Here is an 18,925-nt window from a genome sequence, read left to right as displayed (position 1 = left end):
ACCGGCCGCCCATTCCCCCCAAGCCGCCACCGAGTCCTGAAATGAGCGCGAACACCATCCCGGCCAGTGCCGCGATGCCGCCAATGATCAGGCTGCTGGTGAACACCCAGGCCAGCACGCCAACCGCGCCGCCGGTGGCCACCGAGCCCAGCTTGCGCCCCAGCACGCTGGACAGGATTCGCCCGCCGATGGGCACGGCAAAAAACAGGAACACCGCCAGCGTCGTCCAGTCGAACCCACCACCGCTGCTACGGCGAGCCGCATTGCCCTGCTGCGGCGCCGGCAGGTTTTCGCCGGTGATGCGCGCCATGATCTGGTCGGCGGCCGCATCCAGCCCGCCGGCAAAGTCGCCCTGCTTGAAGCGAGGTGTGATGGCGGTTTCGATGATCTGGCTGGCGGCGAGGTCAGGGATCGCGCCTTCCAGTGCCTTGGTGGTTTCGATCCGCACCGTGCGGTCGTTCTTGGCGACCACCAGCAGCAAACCATCGCCGATGCTCTTGCGGCCGATTTTCCAGCTGTCGCCGATGCGCTGCGCATAGGCTGCAATGTCCTCGGGCTGTGTGGTTGGCACCATCAGCATCACCACCTGCGCGCCGCGCGACTGCTCGAAAGCGGTCAGCTTGGCTTCAAGCGCAGCTTTCTGGGCTTCTGTCAGGGTGCCGGTGCCATCCATGACATGCGCCGTCAATGGCGGGACAGGCTGCACGCCACCCTGCGCCCAGGCGGCCAGACTGGCGAAAGGTAGCCAGACAGCCAGTAACAGTGCCTGCAAAAAGAAACGCATGCGCATGGATTGCCGTTGCCGCTTATTTCTTGTTGAAATCGACCACCGGCGGTGTCGATATCTGCGCTTCATTGGCCACGGCAAAGCTGGGCTTGACCTTGTAGCCGAAGATCATGGCGGTCAGGTTGTTTGGGAAGCTGCGCGCCAGCACGTTGTATTCCTGAACCGTCTGGATATAGCGGTTGCGCGCCACGGTGATGCGGTTTTCGGTGCCTTCAAGCTGCACCCGCAGGTCGCGGAAACCCTGGTTGGCCTTCAGATCGGGATAGCGTTCGCTGACCACCATCAAACGGCTCAGCGCACTGCCCAGTTCGCCCTGCGCCGCCTGAAACTTGGCGAAAGCGGCCGGGTCGTTCAGCGTCTCTGGCGTGACCTGGATCGACGTGGCCTTGGCGCGCGCCTCGATCACCTTGGTCAGTGTGTCCTGCTCGAAAGCTGCTTCGCCCTTGACCGTGGCGACGATGTTGGGCACCAGGTCGGCGCGGCGCTGGTACTGGTTCAGCACCTCGGACCAGGCTGACTTGGTCTGCTCGTCGAGGCTCTGGAACTGGTTGTAGCCGCAGCCAGAAAGCAGCAGGCCCAGCAGTGCGGCAAAAGAAAGGCTGAATAAACGCGAAAAACGCGGAAAACTTAATAGCATTGAAGAACCTCCAAAATTCAAGCTGCAACACTACCATAGCCGGGTGCGAGTTTTCCGGTTTTTCCGGACTGGCGCACAATTCCCGATCAGGTTCCTTGCGCCCATCCTTTGACTGATTCGATTGTCCCCATGCGAAAACCCAAAGTACTCCCTGCCAGTGCCGGCAATTCCGACGAAACCGAAGCGGCGTTTTACGACGCGCTTCAGCAAGGCGACATCGAAAAGCTCATGGCCTGCTGGGGCGATGAGGACGAGATGGTGTGCGTGCATCCGGGCGGCTCGCGGCTGGTCGGCGCCGGCGCCATACGCAGCGCGTTCGACGCCATGTTCGCCAATGGCTCCCTGCGCGTGCAGCCGCTCAAGGTGCGCCGGGTGCAGGCACTGGGCTCCAGCGTACACAGCGTGCTTGAACGCATCGAAGTCCTGACCGAAGAAGGCCCGCGCCATGCCTATGTCCTGGCCACCAACGTGTACTTCCTCACGGCGCTGGGCTGGCGCATGGTGGCGCACCATGCGAGCCCTGGCAGTCTGCACGATTTGCAGGAAGTCTCCGAATCGCCCGTGCTGCTTCACTGACCGGTGCACGCTGCCATGAATTACGGCGCCCCCTGGTGGCTGCCGGACGGGAACATGCAGACCATCTGGGCGGCTTTGCGCGCCCGCCGCTTTTCCGGGCTGGCGCCCGTTTTCCACCGTGAGCGGTGGACCACGCCGGACGGCGATTTCATTGATGTGGACTGGAGTGTTCAAGCCCCCACGCTCCCCGCTGCGCGTGGTTCGCTGCTGAATGTTGCGCCCCCACGGTCGCTCACTTCGTGTAGCTTCCTGCCCCCCGAGGGGGTCGCTGCGCCTGCAGCCCGGCAAAGCCGGTTCTGCGGCCTTGGCTTGAACAGTCCTGATGCGCGTGCTTCGGTACACCCCGAAAAGGCATCAAAACAACCGCTGCTGGTGCTTTTTCATGGGCTGGAGGGCTCCTCTGGCAGCCACTATGCCCAGGCCTTTGCCGACGTGGCCGGCAGCCGGGGCTGGGCCTTTGCCGTGCCGCATTTCCGTGGCTGCTCGGGCGAGATGAACCTGGCGCCGCGCGCCTACCACTCGGGCGATTTTGCCGAGATCGACTGGATGCTCAGGCGTTTTGCCAGCCGGCACCACGGGCCGGTGCTGGCGGTCGGTGTGTCGCTTGGCGGCAATGCGTTGATGCGCTGGGCTGGCGAGATGGGCCGGGACGCCAGACAGGTGGTGGCCGCCATTGCCTCGGTCAGCGCGCCGCTGGACCTGGCCGCCAGCGGCCGGGCCATCGGGCGCGGCTTTAACCGGCAGGTCTACACCCGCATGTTTCTCAAGACCATGCGGCCCAAAGCGCTGCAAAAGCTGGCCCAGCACCCCGGCCTCTTCGACCGTGTGGCGCTGCTGGCGGCCCGCGACCTGTATGCGTTCGACCATGTTTTTACCGGACCGGTGCATGGCTTCAATGGCGTGGACGATTACTGGGCGCGTGCCTCGGCCAAGCCGCATCTGCACCGGATTTCCGTTCCCGCCCTGGCGCTGAATGCCTTGAACGACCCCTTCATCCCGGCCGACAGCTTGCCTCAGCGCTCCGGTGTCAGTCCCGATGTGACGCTGTGGCAGCCGGCGCAAGGCGGGCATGTCGGCTTTCCGTCGTCCCGTTTCCCGGCGCATGTGCGCGCCATGCCGGAAGCCGTGGCGGACTTTCTGGCCGGGCAGCTTCATACCGTGGCATGACCCTGAAACGCCCGGGGCTGGCAAAACAGCGCAAAATAAAGTCATGGATAACATGGTTCTACAAGCGATTGCCAAGTGGCCCAACGTTCCCGACTGCTACGGCTGGCTCGGGCTGGATGCGCGAGGCAACTGGTATATGCGCGACGACCAGGCGCAGGCTGCCGGGCCGTTTGCGCCGGAAAAAAAGAGCGACAGCCAAGCGGCCAGCAAGGGATCGCTGCTGCAGCACGAAAAGCTGATTGATTTCATTCAGCGCAATTACGAAAGCGATGCCAGCGGCTGCTGGTTTTTCCAGAACGGGCCGCAACGCGTCTATGTGGAGCTTGAGGCCACTCCTTTCATCTGGCGGGTGAACCCGGCGCCGGATTTTGGCGTGATGGCGCACACTGGCCAGGCCGCACGCGTCCAGCGCTGCGTGCTCGACGAGCAGGGTCGGCTCTATCTGGAGACTGATCTGGGCTTTGGCCTCGTCCATACCCAGGACATGACGCATGCCGCCGATGCGGTGGTGCAGGGCTTGTGGGTGCCGCAGGAGGTGCAAGCCTCTGCCTTGCCGGCAAGGTTTGGTTATGTTCGCAGCCCTCAGGGTATGCAAAAAGCATAGCGTTACATGCTTATGCTGCCTGCGTAAACAGCCATTTTCATTGGTTTTTGACGAACAAAAGCCGGTCAGTGACCGGCTTTTTGCTGAGGTAGGCGTCCGCCCTTATTTGGCGGCGTTCACCATATAGACCACGGCGGAATGGATGTCAGCGTCCGATGCAGCAGAGCCGCCCCTGGGCGGCATGGCATTCTTGCCCTTGATGGCGCTGTTCGTCAGCGCGTCAAGGCCGGTCTGGATACGGGGTGCCCAGGCTGCCTTGTCGCCAAATTTTGGCGCTCCGGCCACGCCTGCGGCATGACACGCCACACAGGCCTGTTTGTACAGTGCTTCGCCAGCGCCTGGATTGGCAACTGCCACCTGGACAGGCGCGGCCGGTGCCGTTGTGGCCGCAGGCGCTGCTGACGGCGCAGGGGTGGCAGCGGCCACGGCGACAGGGGCCGCCGGTGTGGCTGGAGCCGCTGCTGCAGCGGGCGCATCCGCAGCGCCTGCGGCTGGCACGGCGGGTTCGGCGAACTTGCCGCCTGCCGCAGTCGTCATGTACACCACGGCCCGGCCGATTTCAACATCCTGAAACTCGCCGCCGCCCTGCGCCGCCATGGCATTCTTGCCCTTGAGTGCTGAATTCAGCAGCGCTTCGTAGCCGGTGGCAATGCGGGGCGCCCACGCTGCGGCATCGCCAAATTTGGGAGCACCTGCTGCGCCAGCTGCGTGGCAGGCAATGCATTGGGCTTTGTAGACTTCTTCGCCTGCGCGAAGGGGCCGGTTGGCATCGCGGATTTCAACCATGCCCACTTTCTGGATGCGCTCGGCAATGGCGCGGCCGCCGTCGTCGGCACCGGCCATGGGTTTGTCGGCCGAGGTGACGTAGTAAACCAGGCCGATGATTGCAAAAACCGGAACAACAAAAGAGAAAAAAACCGCTGCCAGCAACTGCTTGGGGGTTTTGATCGGGCCCGTGTGGGCTTCGTCGTGTGCCGTGGTGTGGTCGTTTGCGCTCATTGCGTCCTCAAAAACAAAAATCGGGGCTGTAGCGGGCTGCTTCAGTAGGCTCGCATTATAGCGGCGGTCATGGAAATCCTGACGCGGTTCGGGCCGACTGATAGAATCTGTGGTTATGCCCGGTTTAGCTTGCCCAAGCCGGTCAGTCGCTTAAATCTCCGGATTATGGCGAAAGTCGGTTTTTTCAGCGTTGCGGCTGTAGCTCAGTGGATAGAGTATTGGCCTCCGAAGCCAAGGGTCGTGGGTTCGATCCCCGCCAGCCGCACCATTTCAGACACCCTGAAACCCTTGTGTTTCCTTGCCATCACGCCAACCGCCCGGTTGGCGTTTTTGTTTCTGGTCGATTTCTGGTGGTTGGCGAGTCGGGCTTGTTCCTACTGGTCGCTTGCTTTGGCGTGAAGCTGCAGGCAAGACCAGCAGGGCGGTGATGCGGTAATTGGCCTACGAGTGGAAAATCAAACATGCAACCATTCATCCGCAAGCACGCTCTTGGCGCGCCCGCTTGCGTCGCCTCGCCCACCATCTCAATGATCTGGCGGCGCTGCAAGATGCGGGTCAGTTGACCTTGTCCTCCCACAGCTCACCAAACTTTTTTTGAAGTATCCGCAACGCTGTTGCCTCCGACAACGCCTTTTCCTTGCGCAGCAGCCAGCGCTTGAGCTGCCCGTTTGCATCCTTGAGGCTGCGCCATGGCTCCGTGTCTGCCGGCACTTTGGCCGGTGCACAGAAAACCGTTTCCCAGCTGCTCAGGTGGTGGGCGAACAAGCCGTGCTCGCGGCACCACGCCGGCAGGGCCTCGCCTGACAAGGCGTGGGTTGCAGCTGCCCAGAAGAACTCCAGCCCTGGAAACGCTTTTCTTTTGGCTCGGTGACAACGGCTTTGTTCGTTGCCCTTTTTTCGGTCCAGTTCCTCGTCGTGTAGTGGTTCACGATCAGCTCAAGGACGACTTCGCGCATCGTGCGCTTTCCACGCGACAGCAGCTTGATGACTGCCGGCTCGACAAATGCTTCGGAATGGGTTGTTTTCATGGATGTGTATGCACCTGATAATGGTTTTTAGAAGCGACTCCCAGTCTGACTCGGGAGGTGTACGTGCCAAGGTAGCGCATCCGTATCGGGTCATCGAGCGCCACTCTGGATTGGCGCGGGTACGCTATCGTGGGCTGAGCAAGAACACGGCGCAGTTGTTCACGCTGTTTGCACGGTTCCCGCCTGTGGATGGTGCGCCGTAAATTGATGGAGTCCGTTGCATGAGTGCGCCAAAAATCAGCAGAAACGCCCTGCAACGGGCCAACAAAGCCCGGGTAGGCAGTAATAAGGACGGCATTTCCAGAGATCGCGCATGAAATCCCACCACTTCACAACTACCAACCCGCTAATCAATGTCGCGGTGAGTTATTCAGATCATCTTCAGGCCAAAACGCCTTTGAGAAGCTTGACCAGACCAACCAGGAGTGGCCGAATATTTTCAAACAAGTCAGCGATCTGATAGGTCGCCAAAAAGAACGCGGCGTAAAAATAGCTCGGTTTCGTCTTGGGAAGGGTTGCCACGTAGACAAAGAGCCTGCGGTACGTGAGGTAACGGTTAGAGCCATACACTACCAATGAGCCAATAGCCGCGCCAGCAAGAATATCCGTCGGGTAGTGCAGCCCCAGGTAGATACGGGGTAGCGCTATGCAGACAACCGCATAGGCCAGGGCAACGAAGCCAAGAGCCCTGGAGACGAAAAAGTAGCCGGTTGCCAGCGCAAAAAACAGCACCGCGTGATCACTAGGCATTGAACTCAGCCCATCCAGCGCCTTTTCCGCGACCCCATACGGCAAGGTCCAGCTAAGTGTGGCTTCATGGAGTGGTCGCTCGCGGAACGGAAGCGTCAGAACCAGGATTCTTCCGATGGCCAACGCAACGATACAGCCGAATACTGTCGACAGGATATGCGCCCGCTGAATAGCTTGACGGTCGCCCGATTGGAACCAGGCCCACCACAGCATTGCCATGAACACGCCACCCTTGAGTAGGTGATTGAACGATAGAAACGCGATGACCTGGTCAAACGCCCAGGAGTTCCGAGCGTACTGGTTGACGAAAGAAGCGACGGCAGTGTCAAAGGCGTTATCGTAGGTCATCCGGTAGTTCATTCGGTAGGTCGTTTATCCCCCGCCTCGAATCTGCGCCGCTCGTCTGTGCGGTTGACGTGTCTCCAGGCGTCCATACACTCGGTGCAAATCCAGAAAGGCACCCAACGCATTCGAGTCAAGCTGGCGAAAATCGCCCAGCCTGGACTTGTGCCGTGCAGTCGAAATGCTTCATAAATTAGTTGGCGAGATCAATTTGGACTGGATACTATGCCGATGAGCCTGAATGGCAATGAGCCGAATGTCCCATAGATGCCGCCGGCGCGGCAGAGTGTCCAGCAGCGGCCAGAGGCGCTTAATCGTCGATCCCTCAACTGAACCTATCGGGCTTCATTCAAATCATGGATGACATGACACCGATCCATGCACACTGGCCAAGCCTGGGCTTTGCCGCAGGGGCATCGCTTAGGGCTTCTCGGGCCGAGCCGCTTCCGGTGACGCGCTGGCGGAAGGTGCCTGACCGCCGCTGACCAGGCGTTCCAGCGCGGCTTCATCTGCCTGCGGGCTGTCTTTGCTGAACGTGTCAGCGTCTCGAAGCACAGCAGCAAACCCCAGCCCTGTTGCCTGCTCGATCCAGGCAAGCGGCACTTGCTGGAGCTTGAACAGCTTGTCAAAGTTCAGTGCCTCGAACGCGATGCCTTCGACCAGCGTGTCCTGCGACAGATGAAAGGCCGTTGTCCGCAGTGCCCCGTCCTGGTGGAACCACACCACCACCTTGAAGCAGCCAAGGGCCACCTGGACCGATGCATACACAGGATCATCGTCAGCAAAGACCGGGCCACTGAAGACGCAGATTCGCGCACTTCTGGCGGACTCGTTCTTCACGCCGGCCTCCAGCAGCTTGTTTTCAAGCTGGCCCCACTGGCCGTGGTAGCCCATCATGGCGCGATTGAACGCAGGCACCTGCGGCACGGCGTTCGCGTAGGAGCAGGTGAGGTCTGCCGCCGCCTTGGCCAGCGCCAGGCTGGCGCCCCATTCGGCGTCTTCACGGCGTGAAAGGTGGCCCTTGTCAAAGCCGCTTTTGGCGTACCACCTGTCGTCGAGCTGGGCATCGTAGTCAACGCGGCTGTCGCGCAGCCAGTTGTCTTTTCGCGTGCTGCTTCCCAGCGCCGCATAGCGGTGTTTTCCGTGCACGTTGATGGCGCTGACCACCGGCACCCGGCGCACCGCGTGCAGGATGGTGCTGAAGTGGTGGTATTTGAGCGTGAACGAGCCGGGCGCGTCCTTCAAAAATGCCAGTTGCTTGCGCAACCGGGCGCTCGGCAACGGCATGGGAATGCGGATTCCCATGAATTCTTCCTCAAACCCCGTGCAGGTTGAATAGTCCTGCGTGTCCTCCAGTTTTCTTTCGTTCAGGGTGCCCAGGGAAACCGTTTGAGCGGGTGTTTCGCTCACAGTGGACTGCACGACGGGCTGCCCATTGCCAATGCTCACCCGGATCTCGATCAGGCTTGCCCCAAGCGGCGGCAGACTGACGGACTGTGCGGCAACGGGCGCGCCCTTGAACCCGGAGTCCTCCAGAATCGCAGGCCGTGGCAACGTGTTGAAAGGGCGGCTGTCGGTATAAGCGGGGCTGGAAAAGACCTGGACCAGCGGATGCAGCGCCACGGCGCTTTCCGGCGCGAGCAGGTGCTTCATGAGGGCGCTGACACGCACCCCGCGATTGCTCAGCCAGACAACGCGCGACTCGTCGATCCGCCCGTTTTCGACCTCGATCACCTGGTCGTGCTTGTCAAGGAAGTGGCCGGCCGCGTCGGTCCTGGCCACCCCCGAACTGTGCAGCGCGATCACCTGCCACTCGTTGTTGAACACCGGCGCGCCGCTGCTTCCCTGCGCCGTGTCGCTCTTGTAGATCAGGACATCCGGCAAATCGTTGTCGATGATTTCGTTATTGCGCAGCGCGATCTGCTTTTCCTTGCCATCGGGGTGCTGAACGATGGTCGCGTAGTCGCCCGTGCCTGCCTTTCCCAGCCGGCCATTCAGGATGAGGTAGCCCTGGTCACGCAAATGGCGCAGGCCAGTCAGGTCGCGTGGGCGAACGGCGACGAGGGCCAGGTCCAGCGCCTTCGAGGTGTGCAGGAAAACTTCCGGGTCCAGCGCATGGACCACCGGCTCGCCCAGCTTGCCGAAGGCGTCGTATTCGTAGCCGAACTCGATGGCCGCGTCATCGGCCAGCGCTGCGAATTCAGCGACATCTGACACCGGGAACACATGGTGATTGGTCATCATGAGTTCAGGTGAAACCATGAAGCCGGTGGCAAAAGCGGTGCGTCGGTCCTTTTTGTCAAAGTAGCGAATCCTGCCCACCGCGCGCGACTGTGCATAGCCGGTGAGCAGGTAGTTGATGGGCAGAAGGTCGTTGGTGCCGAGGTAGCGCTCGAAAGCCAGGCTGGCACTTTCCCGTGCCGATGCCGCAATCATCGCGCGCCGGCGTTCCAGGTGGTCCAGGCCGTCAAGCACCAAGGCAGAACGGGAAACGATGCGCGACTGCAGGCCCCTGACCTGCGTCGGCGTCTTCGGATAGTCCGCCTCAGCCTTCGAAAGCAGTTCGACTGGTAGTTTCATACGACAACCTCGCGTTGGTTTTAGCGCTTGAAACGCCGATCAGAACCGGTTGGCCGGCAAGCCGCGTTCCTGCGCGAAGTCTGTGTGCCCGGCACGGCCACGCCATGCCGTTTTGCATGACTGTAAGACGCCTGCGAAACCGGGTCAACTTCAACCGCTCGATGGCTCGTGGGTGCACGGCAAACCGGGGGAAGCCTGCAATGGCAGTGCCGGTCTTGAATGCTGCCTCAAGGTAAACGTTGCCCAGCTCAGACGGGGCTGACCACTCCACGGCCTGAAAAATGGCCTTGGACGTTTTCCACGAAACGGTCGAAGGACGCTTGCGTCGCTTCGGGGGACCAGCCGGCCAGGTGGGGCGTGAGGATAACGTTGTCCAGCCCGGTGAGCGCCTCGGGGCGGGCCGGGACGCCAGGCCGGTGCCGGCAATCCGGCCATCGCGCAGGGCCGTTGCCAGCGCTCCGGTATCGGCCACACTGCCCCGGCCAATGTTCAGCAGAAAGCCTTGGGGTCCCAGCGCATCGAGCACCTGCGCATTGACGAGATGCCGGGTGGTTTCACCGCCCGGGGCGGCGCACACCAGTACATCGCACCATTGCGCCAGCCCGTCCAGGCTGACGAAGTAGCAGTGCGCAGCGCCTGCTTTCAGGCTGCGGTTGTGGTAGCCAATGGGAATGTCGAAAGCGGCCGCGCGCCTGGCTATCTTCTGCCCGATGGTGCCCAGGCCGAGGATGCCGATGCGTTTGCCCGAGACGTTGGGCGGCTGGGGAATCGCCAGGCGCCACACGCCTTCGCGGCACAGACGGTCGAGTTGCCGGAAGTTGCGCATGGCCGCGATGACCAGTCCGAAGGCATGGTCGGCGACGCAGTTGTCTTTGGTGCCCTGGCCATTGGCCACGGCGATGCCGCGTGCCCGCGCCGCGTCCAGATCGACTAATTCGTAACCCGGCGCCCATGCAGCAGATGAGTTCGAGCGCCGGCATGGCGGCGATTTCCTGCGCCGTCAGACCCAGAACGCCAATGGTCAGCACGGCCCGAAATTTGGCGCCATGCGTGGCGATTGCGGCAGCGCGTTCGCTTTCGGTCGGTGTGTAGCTGGGGTCGTAAAGTTTGGACAGCGCCGATTGATGTTCGCTCGAATGCGTGTTGAGCACCAGCAAGGGAATTTTGTCAGGCGTGCGAGTCAAACTCCTGAAAATGATTTTTGATGCCATCAGTTTGGCACGTCATCAAACCTGGTCATCTACTTTGGGCTGATGCCATCTTTCAGTTGGAAAAATAAAGATGTCGGCGGCCTCGGCAGACTGAATGGCCTGCTTCACCAAGGAAGGAGCGCATGGCATCTGTTGGCGTTGCAGTTGGCCTTTCAATGCAAGGCGCGTAAGATGAAACTTCACATTGACGAACTACTTTTGAGGGAGCCACGCCATGAACAACCATGTCTACAAGCAACTGGAACTGACCGGCTCGTCCAGCGTCAGTATTGAAGAGGCCGTGAGCACAGCCATTGCCAAGGCGCATGAGACGGTGCGCAATATCCATTGGTTCACCGTCACCGAAACCCGGGGCCATGTGGTCGACGGCAAGGTAGCGCACTGGCAGGTTTCCCTGAAAATCGGTTTCACACTCGACTAATGACCCGCCTACTCTGGAACTTGCATGTACCAACGAATCCTGCTGGCTTATGACGGCTCTGCTCCCGGACAGCAGGCCTTGCTGGAATGCCACGAAATTGCGCAGTGGAGCGGCTCGGAACTCACGCTCATTGCCGTCATGCCGCTGCCGCTGAATAACCTTGGGCTCGAGGGCAGCATTTACGACGAATCGCTGCAGGCCAGCGAGAAGGAACGCTACCAGGCGATTCTTGACACGGGTCTGCGCAAGCTGGGCGATGCCGGCCTCAAGGCCAGCGGACAGGTCGTGACCGGGGATGCCGTGAGTGAAATCACCTACTCTGCCCGCCAGATCAAGGCGGACCTGATCGTCGTCGGCCACAAGCATCTGGACGGCTGGGCCGCCCGCTGGTGGCGGGGTTCTGTCTCCAAGGCCTTGATTGAACAGTCACCCTGCAGCGTGCTCGTGGTCATCACGCATTGAAGGTCTTGCAGCCGGGCTTGTGACATCGCGCCTGCGTGAGAAGCTTATTTGAAGTTCAAGCGAATGCATTCCTTCGATTGCTGGAAAATGCAGACAGAATCCTCGTTCTCCTGACTGATTTTCAAACCGAATGAATTCTATTCTTTGCCTGGATACCGCCGCCTACTGGATTTTCCGGGTGGCGGGGTACGCGCTGCTCAACCTGGGGGAAGATGCCGCGCTGATGGCCTTGATGTTCTGCTGAAACCAAGGCGCAGTCCGGAAGGCTCCAGACTGCGAAAAGGCCTGCGTCACACCAGGCCGGGGATCATCAGGCCTTCTTGGCCCAGGCGCTACACCAGGCCTTGGCAGAAACCTGTTTACCCGCAAACAGCGGGCAACCGCCGGCAGCATCGGTCGGTTTGCCCTGGTACAGCGCGCAGTTGGCGCAGTTCTGGCCAGCGGCATATTTCGGGTACTTGGCCTTGTCCGCTTTGGTGGCGTCGGCTTTATAACCCAAAGCAACCGCCTGCGGATCGGTTTCCTGAACCAGTGGTGCGGCAGCCTGCGCCTGGACCAGACGGGTTGAGGCCAGCAAGCCTGCGCCGGCAATGGAGTGGATGACAAAGGTTCTGCGATTTGATTTCATGTGGGCTCTCGATTTTATTAAATTGAACCTGACCGGATACGGTGAAAAGTGAGTCGCCGCATCACCAAGGCCTGGATCAGGCAGCACGGGCTCCCGCAAGGAATGGAGCCGACACCACAAGACTTGGCCGTGTCATGGTTTTCCAGCCAATATAGGCGAAATCAAGTTTACAGCCAAGCCTTGGGAGTTGCTTGCAAACCAGCGTGTTCTCATGATCCAGAGCAATAGGTCTGTGCAAACAGCTGCCAAGTTCGCGGTCACGGCCTGTCTTGCGAATTTTCAGAATGGTATTTATTTTTTAATTGCTACTAAATAAATAGCAAACTATCCATGCTGAAAGAGCGAAAAGCCATGATTTTTCTTGAATACTGAATTGTCAGGCGGTCGCGGCACTCGCCTTTTCAGGTTAAGCCCCGGGGACCGTGAAAGCCCTGAATGAAACCTGCCATTCCTGAGGAATTGGAGACTGGGCCGATATTGTCATATTCAGTAAGGATATGCTTGGAAACCATCCTGGCCGCATGCGGCGTTGCCTTGTGAGTTCATCCTTTTCCCATAGGGCCATGGCGCATCCGGTCATTTATTCACGTTAACGAGGGCTTTCACCATGAAGAGACGTTTTTTACGCACCGTTCCCGCGCTGCTGGCCTTGTCCCTGTCGCCCATGTTCGCGGCCGCGCAGGCTGCCTGGCCCGCCAAGACCATTACGCTGGTTTCACCTTATGCGCCTGGCGGCACCACTGACGTGCTGGCACGGATGCTGGCTTCCAAACTGCAGGGCGTGCTGGGGCAGACCGTCATCGTCGAGAACAAGGGCGGCGCTGGCGGCAATATCGGCACCGACTATGTGTCCAAGTCCAAGCCTGACGGCTACACGTTTTTGCTGGCCGCCAGTGGCCCGCTGGTGATCGCGCCATCGCTGTATCCGAAGCTGCCTTACCAGCCAAACACCGATTTCACCGCAGTGGCGCCGGTTGCCAGCGCGGCGTTCGTGATTGCCGTCAACCCCAAGTCGGGGCTGACAAGCGTCAAGGACATCATTGCCAAGGCCAAGGCTGGCAATCTCGCCTTTGCCTCTGCCGGTTCCGGCACGCCACAGCACATCATCGGGGAAATGTTCAATGTGCAGGCCGGCGTCAAGATCCAGCACATTCCCTACAAAGGGTCGGGTCCGGCGATGAACGACCTTGTCGGTGGCCAGGTCCCCATGTCCTTCGAAAATCCGGTGCCCATCATGCCGCAGGTCAAGGCAGGTAATCTCAACGTGCTGGCGGTGACCAGTGCCAAGCGCTCGGCAGCATTTCCCGACATTCCGACTGTTTCCGAGCTGGGCTTGAAGGGTTTCGATGCGCAGCCCTGGTACGGGGTTCTCGGCCCGGCCGGCATTCCGGTGGAAATCGTTGACCGCATGAACAAGGAAATCCGCACCATCCTGGCTTCGACCGACACCAAGGCGCGGCTGTTTGCGCTGGGCGCCGAACCGATGGACATGACGCCGCTGGCGTTCAAGAATTTCATTGCGGCGGACACGCTGAAATGGACCCGCGTGGTCAAGGCGTCCGGCGCCACGGTGGACTGAAGGGCAGACAACTGCCATGACTTCCGACCTGCTTGATGCCGCAGCGCTGCGCCAAGCCTGCACCGGCCGCCCCGTCACGCCATGCACTTGCGCGCTGGGCGCCTGCCCCGGCTGGGAAAGCTTTACCGAAGACCGCTGGCCGGGCCCGTCGGCCCAGCGCCTGGGAACCTTGCGTGATCCGGCGGTCGATGAGCCGACCCTGGAAGAATTTCACCCGGACGGCACGCGCTACGGTTCGCCGGACGCGCCGCTGGCCCTGCAGTTTTTCCCCTGCAACCGCTGCGATGCCTATGCCTGCAGGCAGTGCGGCCGCACGCTGTTGAGGTATACGGAATACGGTGGCTACTACGTCGATCACCGTGTTCGCGAAGTGGCTCCGGAACGGATTGTCTAGCGCGCACTGGTTTTAACCCGCAGACCATTTTCGAGCATCAAAAAGGCATCTTGCGCAGGCACCGTCTGCGCAAGATGCTATGCATTCAGTAGCAAAAATCCGTCCGGCGCCTTGTTCACCATGATGGAAGTGACCTGGCGACTTGTCGCCAGAAACTGTCCCGGCCGCATTCAGCCTGCCTGCCAGATCACCTTTTTTCCCGAGGCTTCCCAGCGTTCGTAATTGGCCGAGTAAATGTCCTCGATGCGGTTGCGCTTGACCTTGAAGGTCGGCGTGATGATGTCGTTGTCCACGGTCCAGGCCGTGGTCACGATGACGATGCACTGGAGCTGCTCATGCGGGTCCAGCGTGGCGTTGACCGCCTCCAGGTGCCGGGCCAGCGAGCTTTCCAGTGCGCTGCGTGCAGTGCCATCCTGCGCGCGCCTGGCGGCCTCGGCATTAAGCATCACGATGCCCAGTGGCTGGCCCAGGTTGGCGCCGGTCACCACGCAGGCTTCGACCGCCTCGTGCATCACCAGCTTGTCCTCGATCGGCGCGGGCGCCACGTACTTGCCCTTGCTGGTCTTGAACAGGTCCTTGACACGCCCGGTGATGTGCAGGTTGCCCTGTGCATCGATCAGGCCCTTGTCGCCCGTGCGCAGCCAGCCGTCCTCGGTGAACGCGGCCTTGGTCTGCACCGGGTCCTTGTAGTAGCCCATCATCAGCGCAGTGCTGCGCATCTGGATTTCACCGGTGTCCGGGTCGATCCGGTCTTCCACGCCTTCGTATGCCGGCCCCACGCTGCCTTGCTGGTTGGTGCCCGGAATGGTCAGGTGCGAGACCGCCAGATTTTCCGTCAGGCCATAACCTTCGTTGATCGGCAGGCCGAGCTTGCGGTACCAGGCCAGCAGCGCCACCGGCATGGGTGCCGCGCCGCCTGCTGCGATCCGGCACTGGTCTAGTCCAAGCGCCTTGAGCACCTTTTTTCGCACCAGCCCGCCAATCACGGGAATCGACAGCAGCAGCTGGAGCCTGGCCGGCGGCATCTTGTGGTGCACGCCCTGCTGGAACTTGACCCACAGCCGGGGCACCGAGAAAAAGATGGTGGGCCGCGCGCGCTGCAGATCGGCGGCAAAGGTGTCGAGCGACTCGGCAAACCAAAGCCGCATGCCGGTGCGCAGCCAGCCGTGCTCGACCAGAACCCGCTCGACCACATGGGCCAGCGGCAGGTAGGACAGCATCCGGTCCTGGCCGGTCATGCCGATGCGCTTGGCGCCGGTACCCATCGCCCAGGCCAGGCTGCCAAAGTTTTGCATCACGCCCTTGGGCTTGCCCGTGGTGCCGGAGGTGTAGATCAGCGTCGCCAGTTCGTCGGCGCCCCGAAGCACTTCACCCTGCATCGGCGCCTGGCGGGCGCAGATGTCATCCCAGCGGTCAGAGTTCCGGATGGCGTCTGGTGGCGACAGCGGATAGCTGATGCAGGGAAGGCCGCTGGGCACGCCCGGTTTCATGTGCTCCCAGGCATCGAGCTTGCCGACAAAGCAGGCCTTGGCTTCGCTGTGCGTGAGGATGTGCGCGATGGTGTCGGGCGCCAGCGTGGGGTACAGCGGCACCGAGACATGGCCCGCCATCCAGATGGCGAGGTCGCTCATGAGCCACCAGGCGCAGTTCTTGGACAGGATGGCAACGTTTGAACCGGGCGCCCAGTCCTGGGCCTTCAGGTGCGCAGCCATGCGGCGCACCTGGTCGGCCACCTCGCCCCAGGTGTAATCCTGTGTCATGCCGCCGCCCATGGGCTGTGTCAGGCTGATGCTCTGGGGGCTTGTTTTTTCCCAATGGTAAAGGCGCTGCAGCGCCAGCAGGTCAGGGGAAACGATTTCCATGGTTGCGGTCTCCTATCGTTGTTATCAAGGGCGGCCAGCCCAGGAAGCGGGTTACGCCTTGGGCGCACAAACGCTTTACTGTCGGGCTTCATGCCTTTGGCTATTGAGGCTTCAATTGCTCGGGATGTCAATCCCCTGAAGCATTGGGAAAAACCCAGAAAAGTCCCGGGGAAAACCCGCGTTTGCGGATACCTGACAGACTTGGGGCGTGGCAGGGATTTCCGAATTTCCCGAAAATGGGAAAGCAACGTTTTTCAACCGTAAGACCCAAAAGCGCTTTATTCGCCGGGAGTGCATCATGAAGATTTTCAAGACCTTTGTCAGCCTGGCTGCGGTTGCAGTGCTCGCAGCCGGCTGTGCCTTCACGCCGGTGCAGCCGGGCATGTCGCGTGAGCAGGTCATGGCCAGTTACGGCACGCCGACCCGGGTCGTGCCACTGGCAACAGGAACTCGCCTGCAGTATTCGAGGCAGCCCGCCGGCCAGAGCGCCGTGATGGTGGACCTGGACGCGGCGGGCAAGGTGGTATCGGTGCGGGAGGTGCTCAAGCTCCAGGAATTCCTGCGCATCGAACCGGGCAAGTGGACGCGCGACGATGTGGAGCGCGAGTTCGGCCCGCCGGCACGGATTGACGGCGTGGCGTCGTGGTCCGGCGACATCATGAACTACCGCTGGCGCGACAATGTGCAGGACATGTATTACTGGGTGTACCTGGACGCTGGCAACCGCGTCCAGCGCACCGGGCAGGGCATCGAGTTCCCCATCACGACCGACGACTGAGCCTGCAGGCTACTGCACCGCGCGGCCAATTTCGGGCCAGCGGTGGTGCAGGTAGATCCAGGCCACCAGCCCGATGCTCAGCATGCCCAGCGACACGGCGGCCAGCGCCGGCGTCGAATGCATGACCAGCGGCGCAATGACGCCAGCCACCAGCCCGTTGGCGGTCGAGCCGATGAAGGCCTGCAGCGAAGACGCCATGCCGCGCCGCTCCGGGTACAGGTCCAGCACCAGCAGGGTCACGACCGGCACCATCAGCGCCCAGCCGAAGGCAAAAAGGGCAATCGGAAACAGCGCCCAGGACACATGGGCGTCAAACAGCAGATTGGCCAGCAGGTTGACAACGGCCGTCACCAGCATGATGACAAAGCCGTGGCGTATCTGCTTTTTGGGCGGGATCTTTCCAGCCAGGCGGCCGCTCAGCCAGGCCCCCGACATGATGCCCGAGATGGTCAGCATGAAGAACCAGAAAAACTGGGTGGGCTGCAGGGCCAGATGCTCGCCCAGGAAGGCTGGGGCTGCCAGCACATACAGGAACATGCCATTGAAGGGCACGCCGCTGGCCAGCGCCAGCAGTAAAAATCGTGGGCTGGAGCCCAGTTGCCAGTAGCCGCGCATCAGGTGCCGCACTTCAAACGGCTGGCGTGCCTCGGGTTCCAGCGTTTCCGGCAAATAGCGGTAGTTGGTCAACCAGAGCACGACACCCACCCCGGTCAGAAACCAGAAGACGCTGTGCCAGCCCAGGTGCACGAACAGCCAGCCGCCGACGATGGGGGCCAGCGCCGGCGCGATGCCGAAGTAGATCGTGACCTGGCTCATCACCTGCTGCGCCTGCGCGGGCGGGAACATGTCGCGTATCACTGCGCGCGACACCACAATCCCGGCCCCGGTGGACAGGCCCTGCATGGCGCGGAAAAACACCAGTTGGCCAACGCTTTGCGACAGGGCGCAACCGGCCGACGCCAGCGTGAACATGGCAATGCCCCACAGCACGACCGGCCGGCGGCCAAAGCTGTCAGCCAGCGCGCCATGGAACAGGTTCATGAAGGCAAAGCCGAACAGGTAGGCCGACAGCGTCTGCTGCATTTCCACCGGCGTCGCACCCAGCGATGTCGCCATGCCGGCAAATGCCGGGATGTAGGTGTCGATGGAGAACGGCCCCAGCATGCCGAGCACGGCCAGCAGGGCCGCCAGCGCCCAGCGTGGGCCGCGCCAGAGTTGGTCGGCGTTCGGATTCATTCGCTCTTGAGCTTCAATGCTGTGTCGTAGAGTTCGTTGCGCGACGCGCCGGTGATGTCGGCGGTCAGCTTCACGGCGGTTTTCAGCGGCAATTCGGCCAGCAGCAGCTTGAGCACCCGGGTGCTGTCATCCGGACCTTCGTGTGGTGCCGAGGCATGCAGCACCAGGGCAAACTCGCCCCGGGTGCGCTGCGGACCAGCGTCCAGCCATGCGGCAAAATCCTGCGCCGGCAGGGTGGCGATTTCCTCGAACTGCTTGGTCAGTTCACGCCCGACCGTGACGAGCCGGCCCTGCAGCACGGCCAGGGCGCGCGCCAGCGCCTCAATGCGGTGCGGCGCTTCCAAAATGACCGTGGCGCGTGAATCGGTTGCCAGCAGCGCGATCGCCTGGTCGCGCTCGCCGGCCTTGGTCGGCAGGAAACCGGCAAACACAAAACTGCTGCCGCTGCCTTCACTGCCTTCGGCACGGGTGACGCCGGCGGCGCTGAGCACGGTCGTCACGCTGCTGGCGCCTGGCAGCGGCATCACCTTGAACCCGGCGGCCCGCACCGCCGCCACCAGGCGCGCCCCGGGGTCGCTGACCGCCGGCGTTCCGGCGTCGCTGACATAGGCCACGCGTTCGCCGCGCTGCAAGCGATCCACCACGCCCTGGGCGGCCTCTAGCTCGTTGTGCTGGTGCACGGCCAGCAAGGGCTTGTCGATGCCATACTGGCGCAGCAGCGGCTGGGTGTGGCGCTTGTCCTCGCAGGCAATGGCGTGCACCAGTTGCAGCACATGCAGTGCGCGCAGGGTGATGTCGGCCAGGTTGCCGATGGGTGTGGCCACGACATACAGCGTGGCCTCCGGATAATGCTGCATGCCTGCTGCGGCGCGTGCAGTGACCAG

The 18,925-nt window shown here is 61.6% G+C and carries 20 protein-coding genes, 1 tRNA gene and 1 pseudogene; 10 read left to right on the top strand and 12 right to left on the bottom strand.

Annotated features, from left to right (window positions below; translation table 11 throughout):
- Both GZ092_RS12380 and GZ092_RS12375 read right to left on the bottom strand, forming a co-directional pair.
- Nucleotides 1–790: TPM domain-containing protein (locus tag GZ092_RS12380; protein WP_293636780.1), on the bottom strand; the 790-nt coding region annotated here is incomplete at its 3' end.
- Nucleotides 791–806: 16 nt separating this feature from the next.
- Nucleotides 807–1,424, bottom strand: coding sequence for a LemA family protein (locus GZ092_RS12375; protein WP_293636778.1), 618 nt, complete (start codon nucleotides 1,422–1,424; stop codon nucleotides 807–809).
- Between the two features lie 129 nt (nucleotides 1,425–1,553).
- Here GZ092_RS12375 and GZ092_RS12370 point away from each other — a divergent pair, with 129 nt between their 5' ends.
- Genes GZ092_RS12370 through GZ092_RS12360 form a run of 3 tightly spaced genes read left to right on the top strand, consistent with a single transcriptional unit; the run spans nucleotide 1,554 to nucleotide 3,771 of the window.
- The gene (locus GZ092_RS12370) at nucleotides 1,554–2,000 is read left to right on the top strand and encodes a nuclear transport factor 2 family protein (RefSeq protein ID WP_293636776.1); all 447 of its coding nucleotides are present in this window, start codon (nucleotides 1,554–1,556) and stop codon (nucleotides 1,998–2,000) included.
- A gap of 15 nt (nucleotides 2,001–2,015) precedes the next feature.
- Nucleotides 2,016–3,167, top strand: a complete 1,152-nt coding sequence (locus GZ092_RS12365) for an alpha/beta fold hydrolase (protein WP_293636774.1) — start codon at nucleotides 2,016–2,018, stop codon at nucleotides 3,165–3,167.
- A gap of 43 nt (nucleotides 3,168–3,210) precedes the next feature.
- Nucleotides 3,211–3,771: a DUF2946 family protein gene (locus tag GZ092_RS12360; protein WP_293636772.1), complete on the top strand. Its 561-nt coding sequence runs from the start codon at nucleotides 3,211–3,213 to the stop codon at nucleotides 3,769–3,771.
- 102 nt (nucleotides 3,772–3,873) lie between these two features.
- On the opposite strand, the gene GZ092_RS12355 is transcribed toward GZ092_RS12360, so the two are convergent.
- On the bottom strand, nucleotides 3,874–4,770 hold the full coding sequence (locus GZ092_RS12355; protein ID WP_293636770.1) for a c-type cytochrome: 897 nt from the start codon (nucleotides 4,768–4,770) through the stop codon (nucleotides 3,874–3,876).
- A 192-nt stretch (nucleotides 4,771–4,962) separates the two neighbouring features.
- Here GZ092_RS12355 and GZ092_RS12350 point away from each other — a divergent pair.
- Nucleotides 4,963–5,038, top strand: a tRNA-Arg gene (locus tag GZ092_RS12350).
- A gap of 287 nt (nucleotides 5,039–5,325) precedes the next feature.
- On the opposite strand, the gene GZ092_RS12345 is transcribed toward GZ092_RS12350, so the two are convergent.
- Nucleotides 5,326–5,535: a hypothetical protein gene (locus GZ092_RS12345; RefSeq protein ID WP_293636768.1), complete on the bottom strand. Its 210-nt coding sequence runs from the start codon at nucleotides 5,533–5,535 to the stop codon at nucleotides 5,326–5,328.
- Entirely contained in the window at nucleotides 5,517–5,798 is a 282-nt protein-coding gene (locus tag GZ092_RS12340; RefSeq protein WP_293636767.1) for a hypothetical protein, read from the bottom strand. The genes GZ092_RS12345 and GZ092_RS12340 overlap by 19 nt, the downstream gene beginning before the upstream one ends.
- 59 nt (nucleotides 5,799–5,857) lie before the next feature.
- On the opposite strand from GZ092_RS12340, the pseudogene GZ092_RS12335 reads away from it, so the two are divergent.
- Nucleotides 5,858–6,023 (top strand): annotated as a pseudogene (locus tag GZ092_RS12335) (IS5/IS1182 family transposase); the annotation flags it as partial.
- Between the two features lie 156 nt (nucleotides 6,024–6,179).
- On the opposite strand, the gene GZ092_RS12330 reads toward GZ092_RS12335, so the two are convergent.
- The 3 genes from GZ092_RS12330 to GZ092_RS12320 form a co-directional block, all read right to left on the bottom strand.
- A complete protein-coding gene (locus GZ092_RS12330) occupies nucleotides 6,180–6,896 on the bottom strand; it encodes a phosphatase PAP2 family protein (protein WP_293636766.1) in 717 nt (238 codons plus the stop codon).
- A 414-nt stretch (nucleotides 6,897–7,310) separates the two neighbouring features.
- Nucleotides 7,311–9,470, bottom strand: a complete 2,160-nt coding sequence (locus GZ092_RS12325) for a DNA/RNA non-specific endonuclease (protein WP_293636765.1) — start codon at nucleotides 9,468–9,470, stop codon at nucleotides 7,311–7,313.
- Entirely contained in the window at nucleotides 9,436–10,371 is a 936-nt protein-coding gene (locus GZ092_RS12320; protein WP_293636792.1) for an NAD(P)-dependent oxidoreductase, read from the bottom strand. Before GZ092_RS12320 ends, GZ092_RS12325 begins: the two co-directional genes overlap by 35 nt.
- 524 nt (nucleotides 10,372–10,895) lie before the next feature.
- On the opposite strand from GZ092_RS12320, the gene GZ092_RS12315 reads away from it, so the two are divergent.
- A complete protein-coding gene (locus tag GZ092_RS12315) occupies nucleotides 10,896–11,102 on the top strand; it encodes a dodecin (protein ID WP_293636764.1) in 207 nt (68 codons plus the stop codon).
- A 24-nt stretch (nucleotides 11,103–11,126) separates the two neighbouring features.
- Complete coding sequence (locus GZ092_RS12310) at nucleotides 11,127–11,564, top strand: universal stress protein (protein WP_293636762.1); 438 nt, start codon at nucleotides 11,127–11,129, stop codon at nucleotides 11,562–11,564.
- A gap of 310 nt (nucleotides 11,565–11,874) precedes the next feature.
- On the opposite strand, the gene GZ092_RS12305 is transcribed toward GZ092_RS12310, so the two are convergent.
- Nucleotides 11,875–12,192, bottom strand: coding sequence for a high-potential iron-sulfur protein (locus GZ092_RS12305; RefSeq protein ID WP_293636760.1), 318 nt, complete (start codon nucleotides 12,190–12,192; stop codon nucleotides 11,875–11,877).
- Between the two features lie 607 nt (nucleotides 12,193–12,799).
- Between GZ092_RS12305 and GZ092_RS12300 the strand changes: the two genes are divergently transcribed.
- Together GZ092_RS12300 and GZ092_RS12295 are read left to right on the top strand one after the other, a co-directional pair.
- Nucleotides 12,800–13,771 (top strand): tripartite tricarboxylate transporter substrate binding protein, encoded by a 972-nt coding sequence (locus tag GZ092_RS12300; protein WP_293636758.1) that lies wholly within the window; start codon nucleotides 12,800–12,802, stop codon nucleotides 13,769–13,771.
- Nucleotides 13,772–13,787: 16 nt separating this feature from the next.
- Nucleotides 13,788–14,165 carry a hypothetical protein gene (locus GZ092_RS12295; protein ID WP_293636756.1) on the top strand — a complete coding sequence of 126 codons (378 nt, stop codon included), beginning with the start codon at nucleotides 13,788–13,790 and terminating at the stop codon, nucleotides 14,163–14,165.
- A 170-nt stretch (nucleotides 14,166–14,335) separates the two neighbouring features.
- On the opposite strand, the gene GZ092_RS12290 is transcribed toward GZ092_RS12295, so the two are convergent.
- Nucleotides 14,336–16,027 (bottom strand): AMP-binding protein, encoded by a 1,692-nt coding sequence (locus tag GZ092_RS12290; RefSeq protein ID WP_293636754.1) that lies wholly within the window; start codon nucleotides 16,025–16,027, stop codon nucleotides 14,336–14,338.
- 298 nt (nucleotides 16,028–16,325) lie between these two features.
- Between GZ092_RS12290 and GZ092_RS12285 the strand changes: the two genes are divergently transcribed.
- Nucleotides 16,326–16,805 carry a hypothetical protein gene (locus GZ092_RS12285; protein WP_293636752.1) on the top strand — a complete coding sequence of 160 codons (480 nt, stop codon included), beginning with the start codon at nucleotides 16,326–16,328 and terminating at the stop codon, nucleotides 16,803–16,805.
- A gap of 9 nt (nucleotides 16,806–16,814) precedes the next feature.
- Here the strand turns inward: GZ092_RS12285 and GZ092_RS12280 are convergent, their stop codons facing one another.
- Nucleotides 16,815–18,041 carry a multidrug effflux MFS transporter gene (locus GZ092_RS12280; RefSeq protein ID WP_293636751.1) on the bottom strand — a complete coding sequence of 409 codons (1,227 nt, stop codon included), beginning with the start codon at nucleotides 18,039–18,041 and terminating at the stop codon, nucleotides 16,815–16,817.
- Nucleotides 18,038–18,898: a 16S rRNA (cytidine(1402)-2'-O)-methyltransferase gene (gene rsmI, locus GZ092_RS12275; protein WP_293636790.1), complete on the bottom strand. Its 861-nt coding sequence runs from the start codon at nucleotides 18,896–18,898 to the stop codon at nucleotides 18,038–18,040. Before rsmI ends, GZ092_RS12280 begins: the two co-directional genes overlap by 4 nt.
- Nucleotides 18,899–18,925: the final 27 nt, after the last annotated feature.

The sequence above is a fragment of the Polaromonas sp. genome (assembly GCF_010365105.1).
In the GTDB taxonomy this organism is placed as follows: domain Bacteria; phylum Pseudomonadota; class Gammaproteobacteria; order Burkholderiales; family Burkholderiaceae_C; genus Polaromonas.
This window is presented reverse-complemented; position numbering and strand designations above follow the sequence as displayed.

What these genes read in the sequence shown, in the direction of transcription:
- GZ092_RS12375 (WP_293636778.1), bottom strand. Translation starts at nt 1,424, where the DNA reads ATGCTATTAAGTTTTCCGCGTTTTTCGCGTTTATTCAGCCTTTCTTTT.
- GZ092_RS12370 (WP_293636776.1), top strand. Translation starts at nt 1,554, where the DNA reads ATGCGAAAACCCAAAGTACTCCCTGCCAGTGCCGGCAATTCCGACGAA.
- GZ092_RS12365 (WP_293636774.1), top strand. Translation starts at nt 2,016, where the DNA reads ATGAATTACGGCGCCCCCTGGTGGCTGCCGGACGGGAACATGCAGACC.
- GZ092_RS12360 (WP_293636772.1), top strand. Translation starts at nt 3,211, where the DNA reads ATGGATAACATGGTTCTACAAGCGATTGCCAAGTGGCCCAACGTTCCC.
- GZ092_RS12355 (WP_293636770.1), bottom strand. Translation starts at nt 4,770, where the DNA reads ATGAGCGCAAACGACCACACCACGGCACACGACGAAGCCCACACGGGC.
- GZ092_RS12340 (WP_293636767.1), bottom strand. Translation starts at nt 5,798, where the DNA reads ATGAAAACAACCCATTCCGAAGCATTTGTCGAGCCGGCAGTCATCAAG.
- GZ092_RS12330 (WP_293636766.1), bottom strand. Translation starts at nt 6,896, where the DNA reads ATGACCTACGATAACGCCTTTGACACTGCCGTCGCTTCTTTCGTCAAC.
- GZ092_RS12325 (WP_293636765.1), bottom strand. Translation starts at nt 9,470, where the DNA reads ATGAAACTACCAGTCGAACTGCTTTCGAAGGCTGAGGCGGACTATCCG.
- GZ092_RS12315 (WP_293636764.1), top strand. Translation starts at nt 10,896, where the DNA reads ATGAACAACCATGTCTACAAGCAACTGGAACTGACCGGCTCGTCCAGC.
- GZ092_RS12310 (WP_293636762.1), top strand. Translation starts at nt 11,127, where the DNA reads ATGTACCAACGAATCCTGCTGGCTTATGACGGCTCTGCTCCCGGACAG.
- GZ092_RS12305 (WP_293636760.1), bottom strand. Translation starts at nt 12,192, where the DNA reads ATGAAATCAAATCGCAGAACCTTTGTCATCCACTCCATTGCCGGCGCA.
- GZ092_RS12300 (WP_293636758.1), top strand. Translation starts at nt 12,800, where the DNA reads ATGAAGAGACGTTTTTTACGCACCGTTCCCGCGCTGCTGGCCTTGTCC.
- GZ092_RS12295 (WP_293636756.1), top strand. Translation starts at nt 13,788, where the DNA reads ATGACTTCCGACCTGCTTGATGCCGCAGCGCTGCGCCAAGCCTGCACC.
- GZ092_RS12290 (WP_293636754.1), bottom strand. Translation starts at nt 16,027, where the DNA reads ATGGAAATCGTTTCCCCTGACCTGCTGGCGCTGCAGCGCCTTTACCAT.
- GZ092_RS12285 (WP_293636752.1), top strand. Translation starts at nt 16,326, where the DNA reads ATGAAGATTTTCAAGACCTTTGTCAGCCTGGCTGCGGTTGCAGTGCTC.
- GZ092_RS12280 (WP_293636751.1), bottom strand. Translation starts at nt 18,041, where the DNA reads ATGAATCCGAACGCCGACCAACTCTGGCGCGGCCCACGCTGGGCGCTG.
- rsmI (WP_293636790.1), bottom strand. Translation starts at nt 18,898, where the DNA reads ATGCAGCATTATCCGGAGGCCACGCTGTATGTCGTGGCCACACCCATC.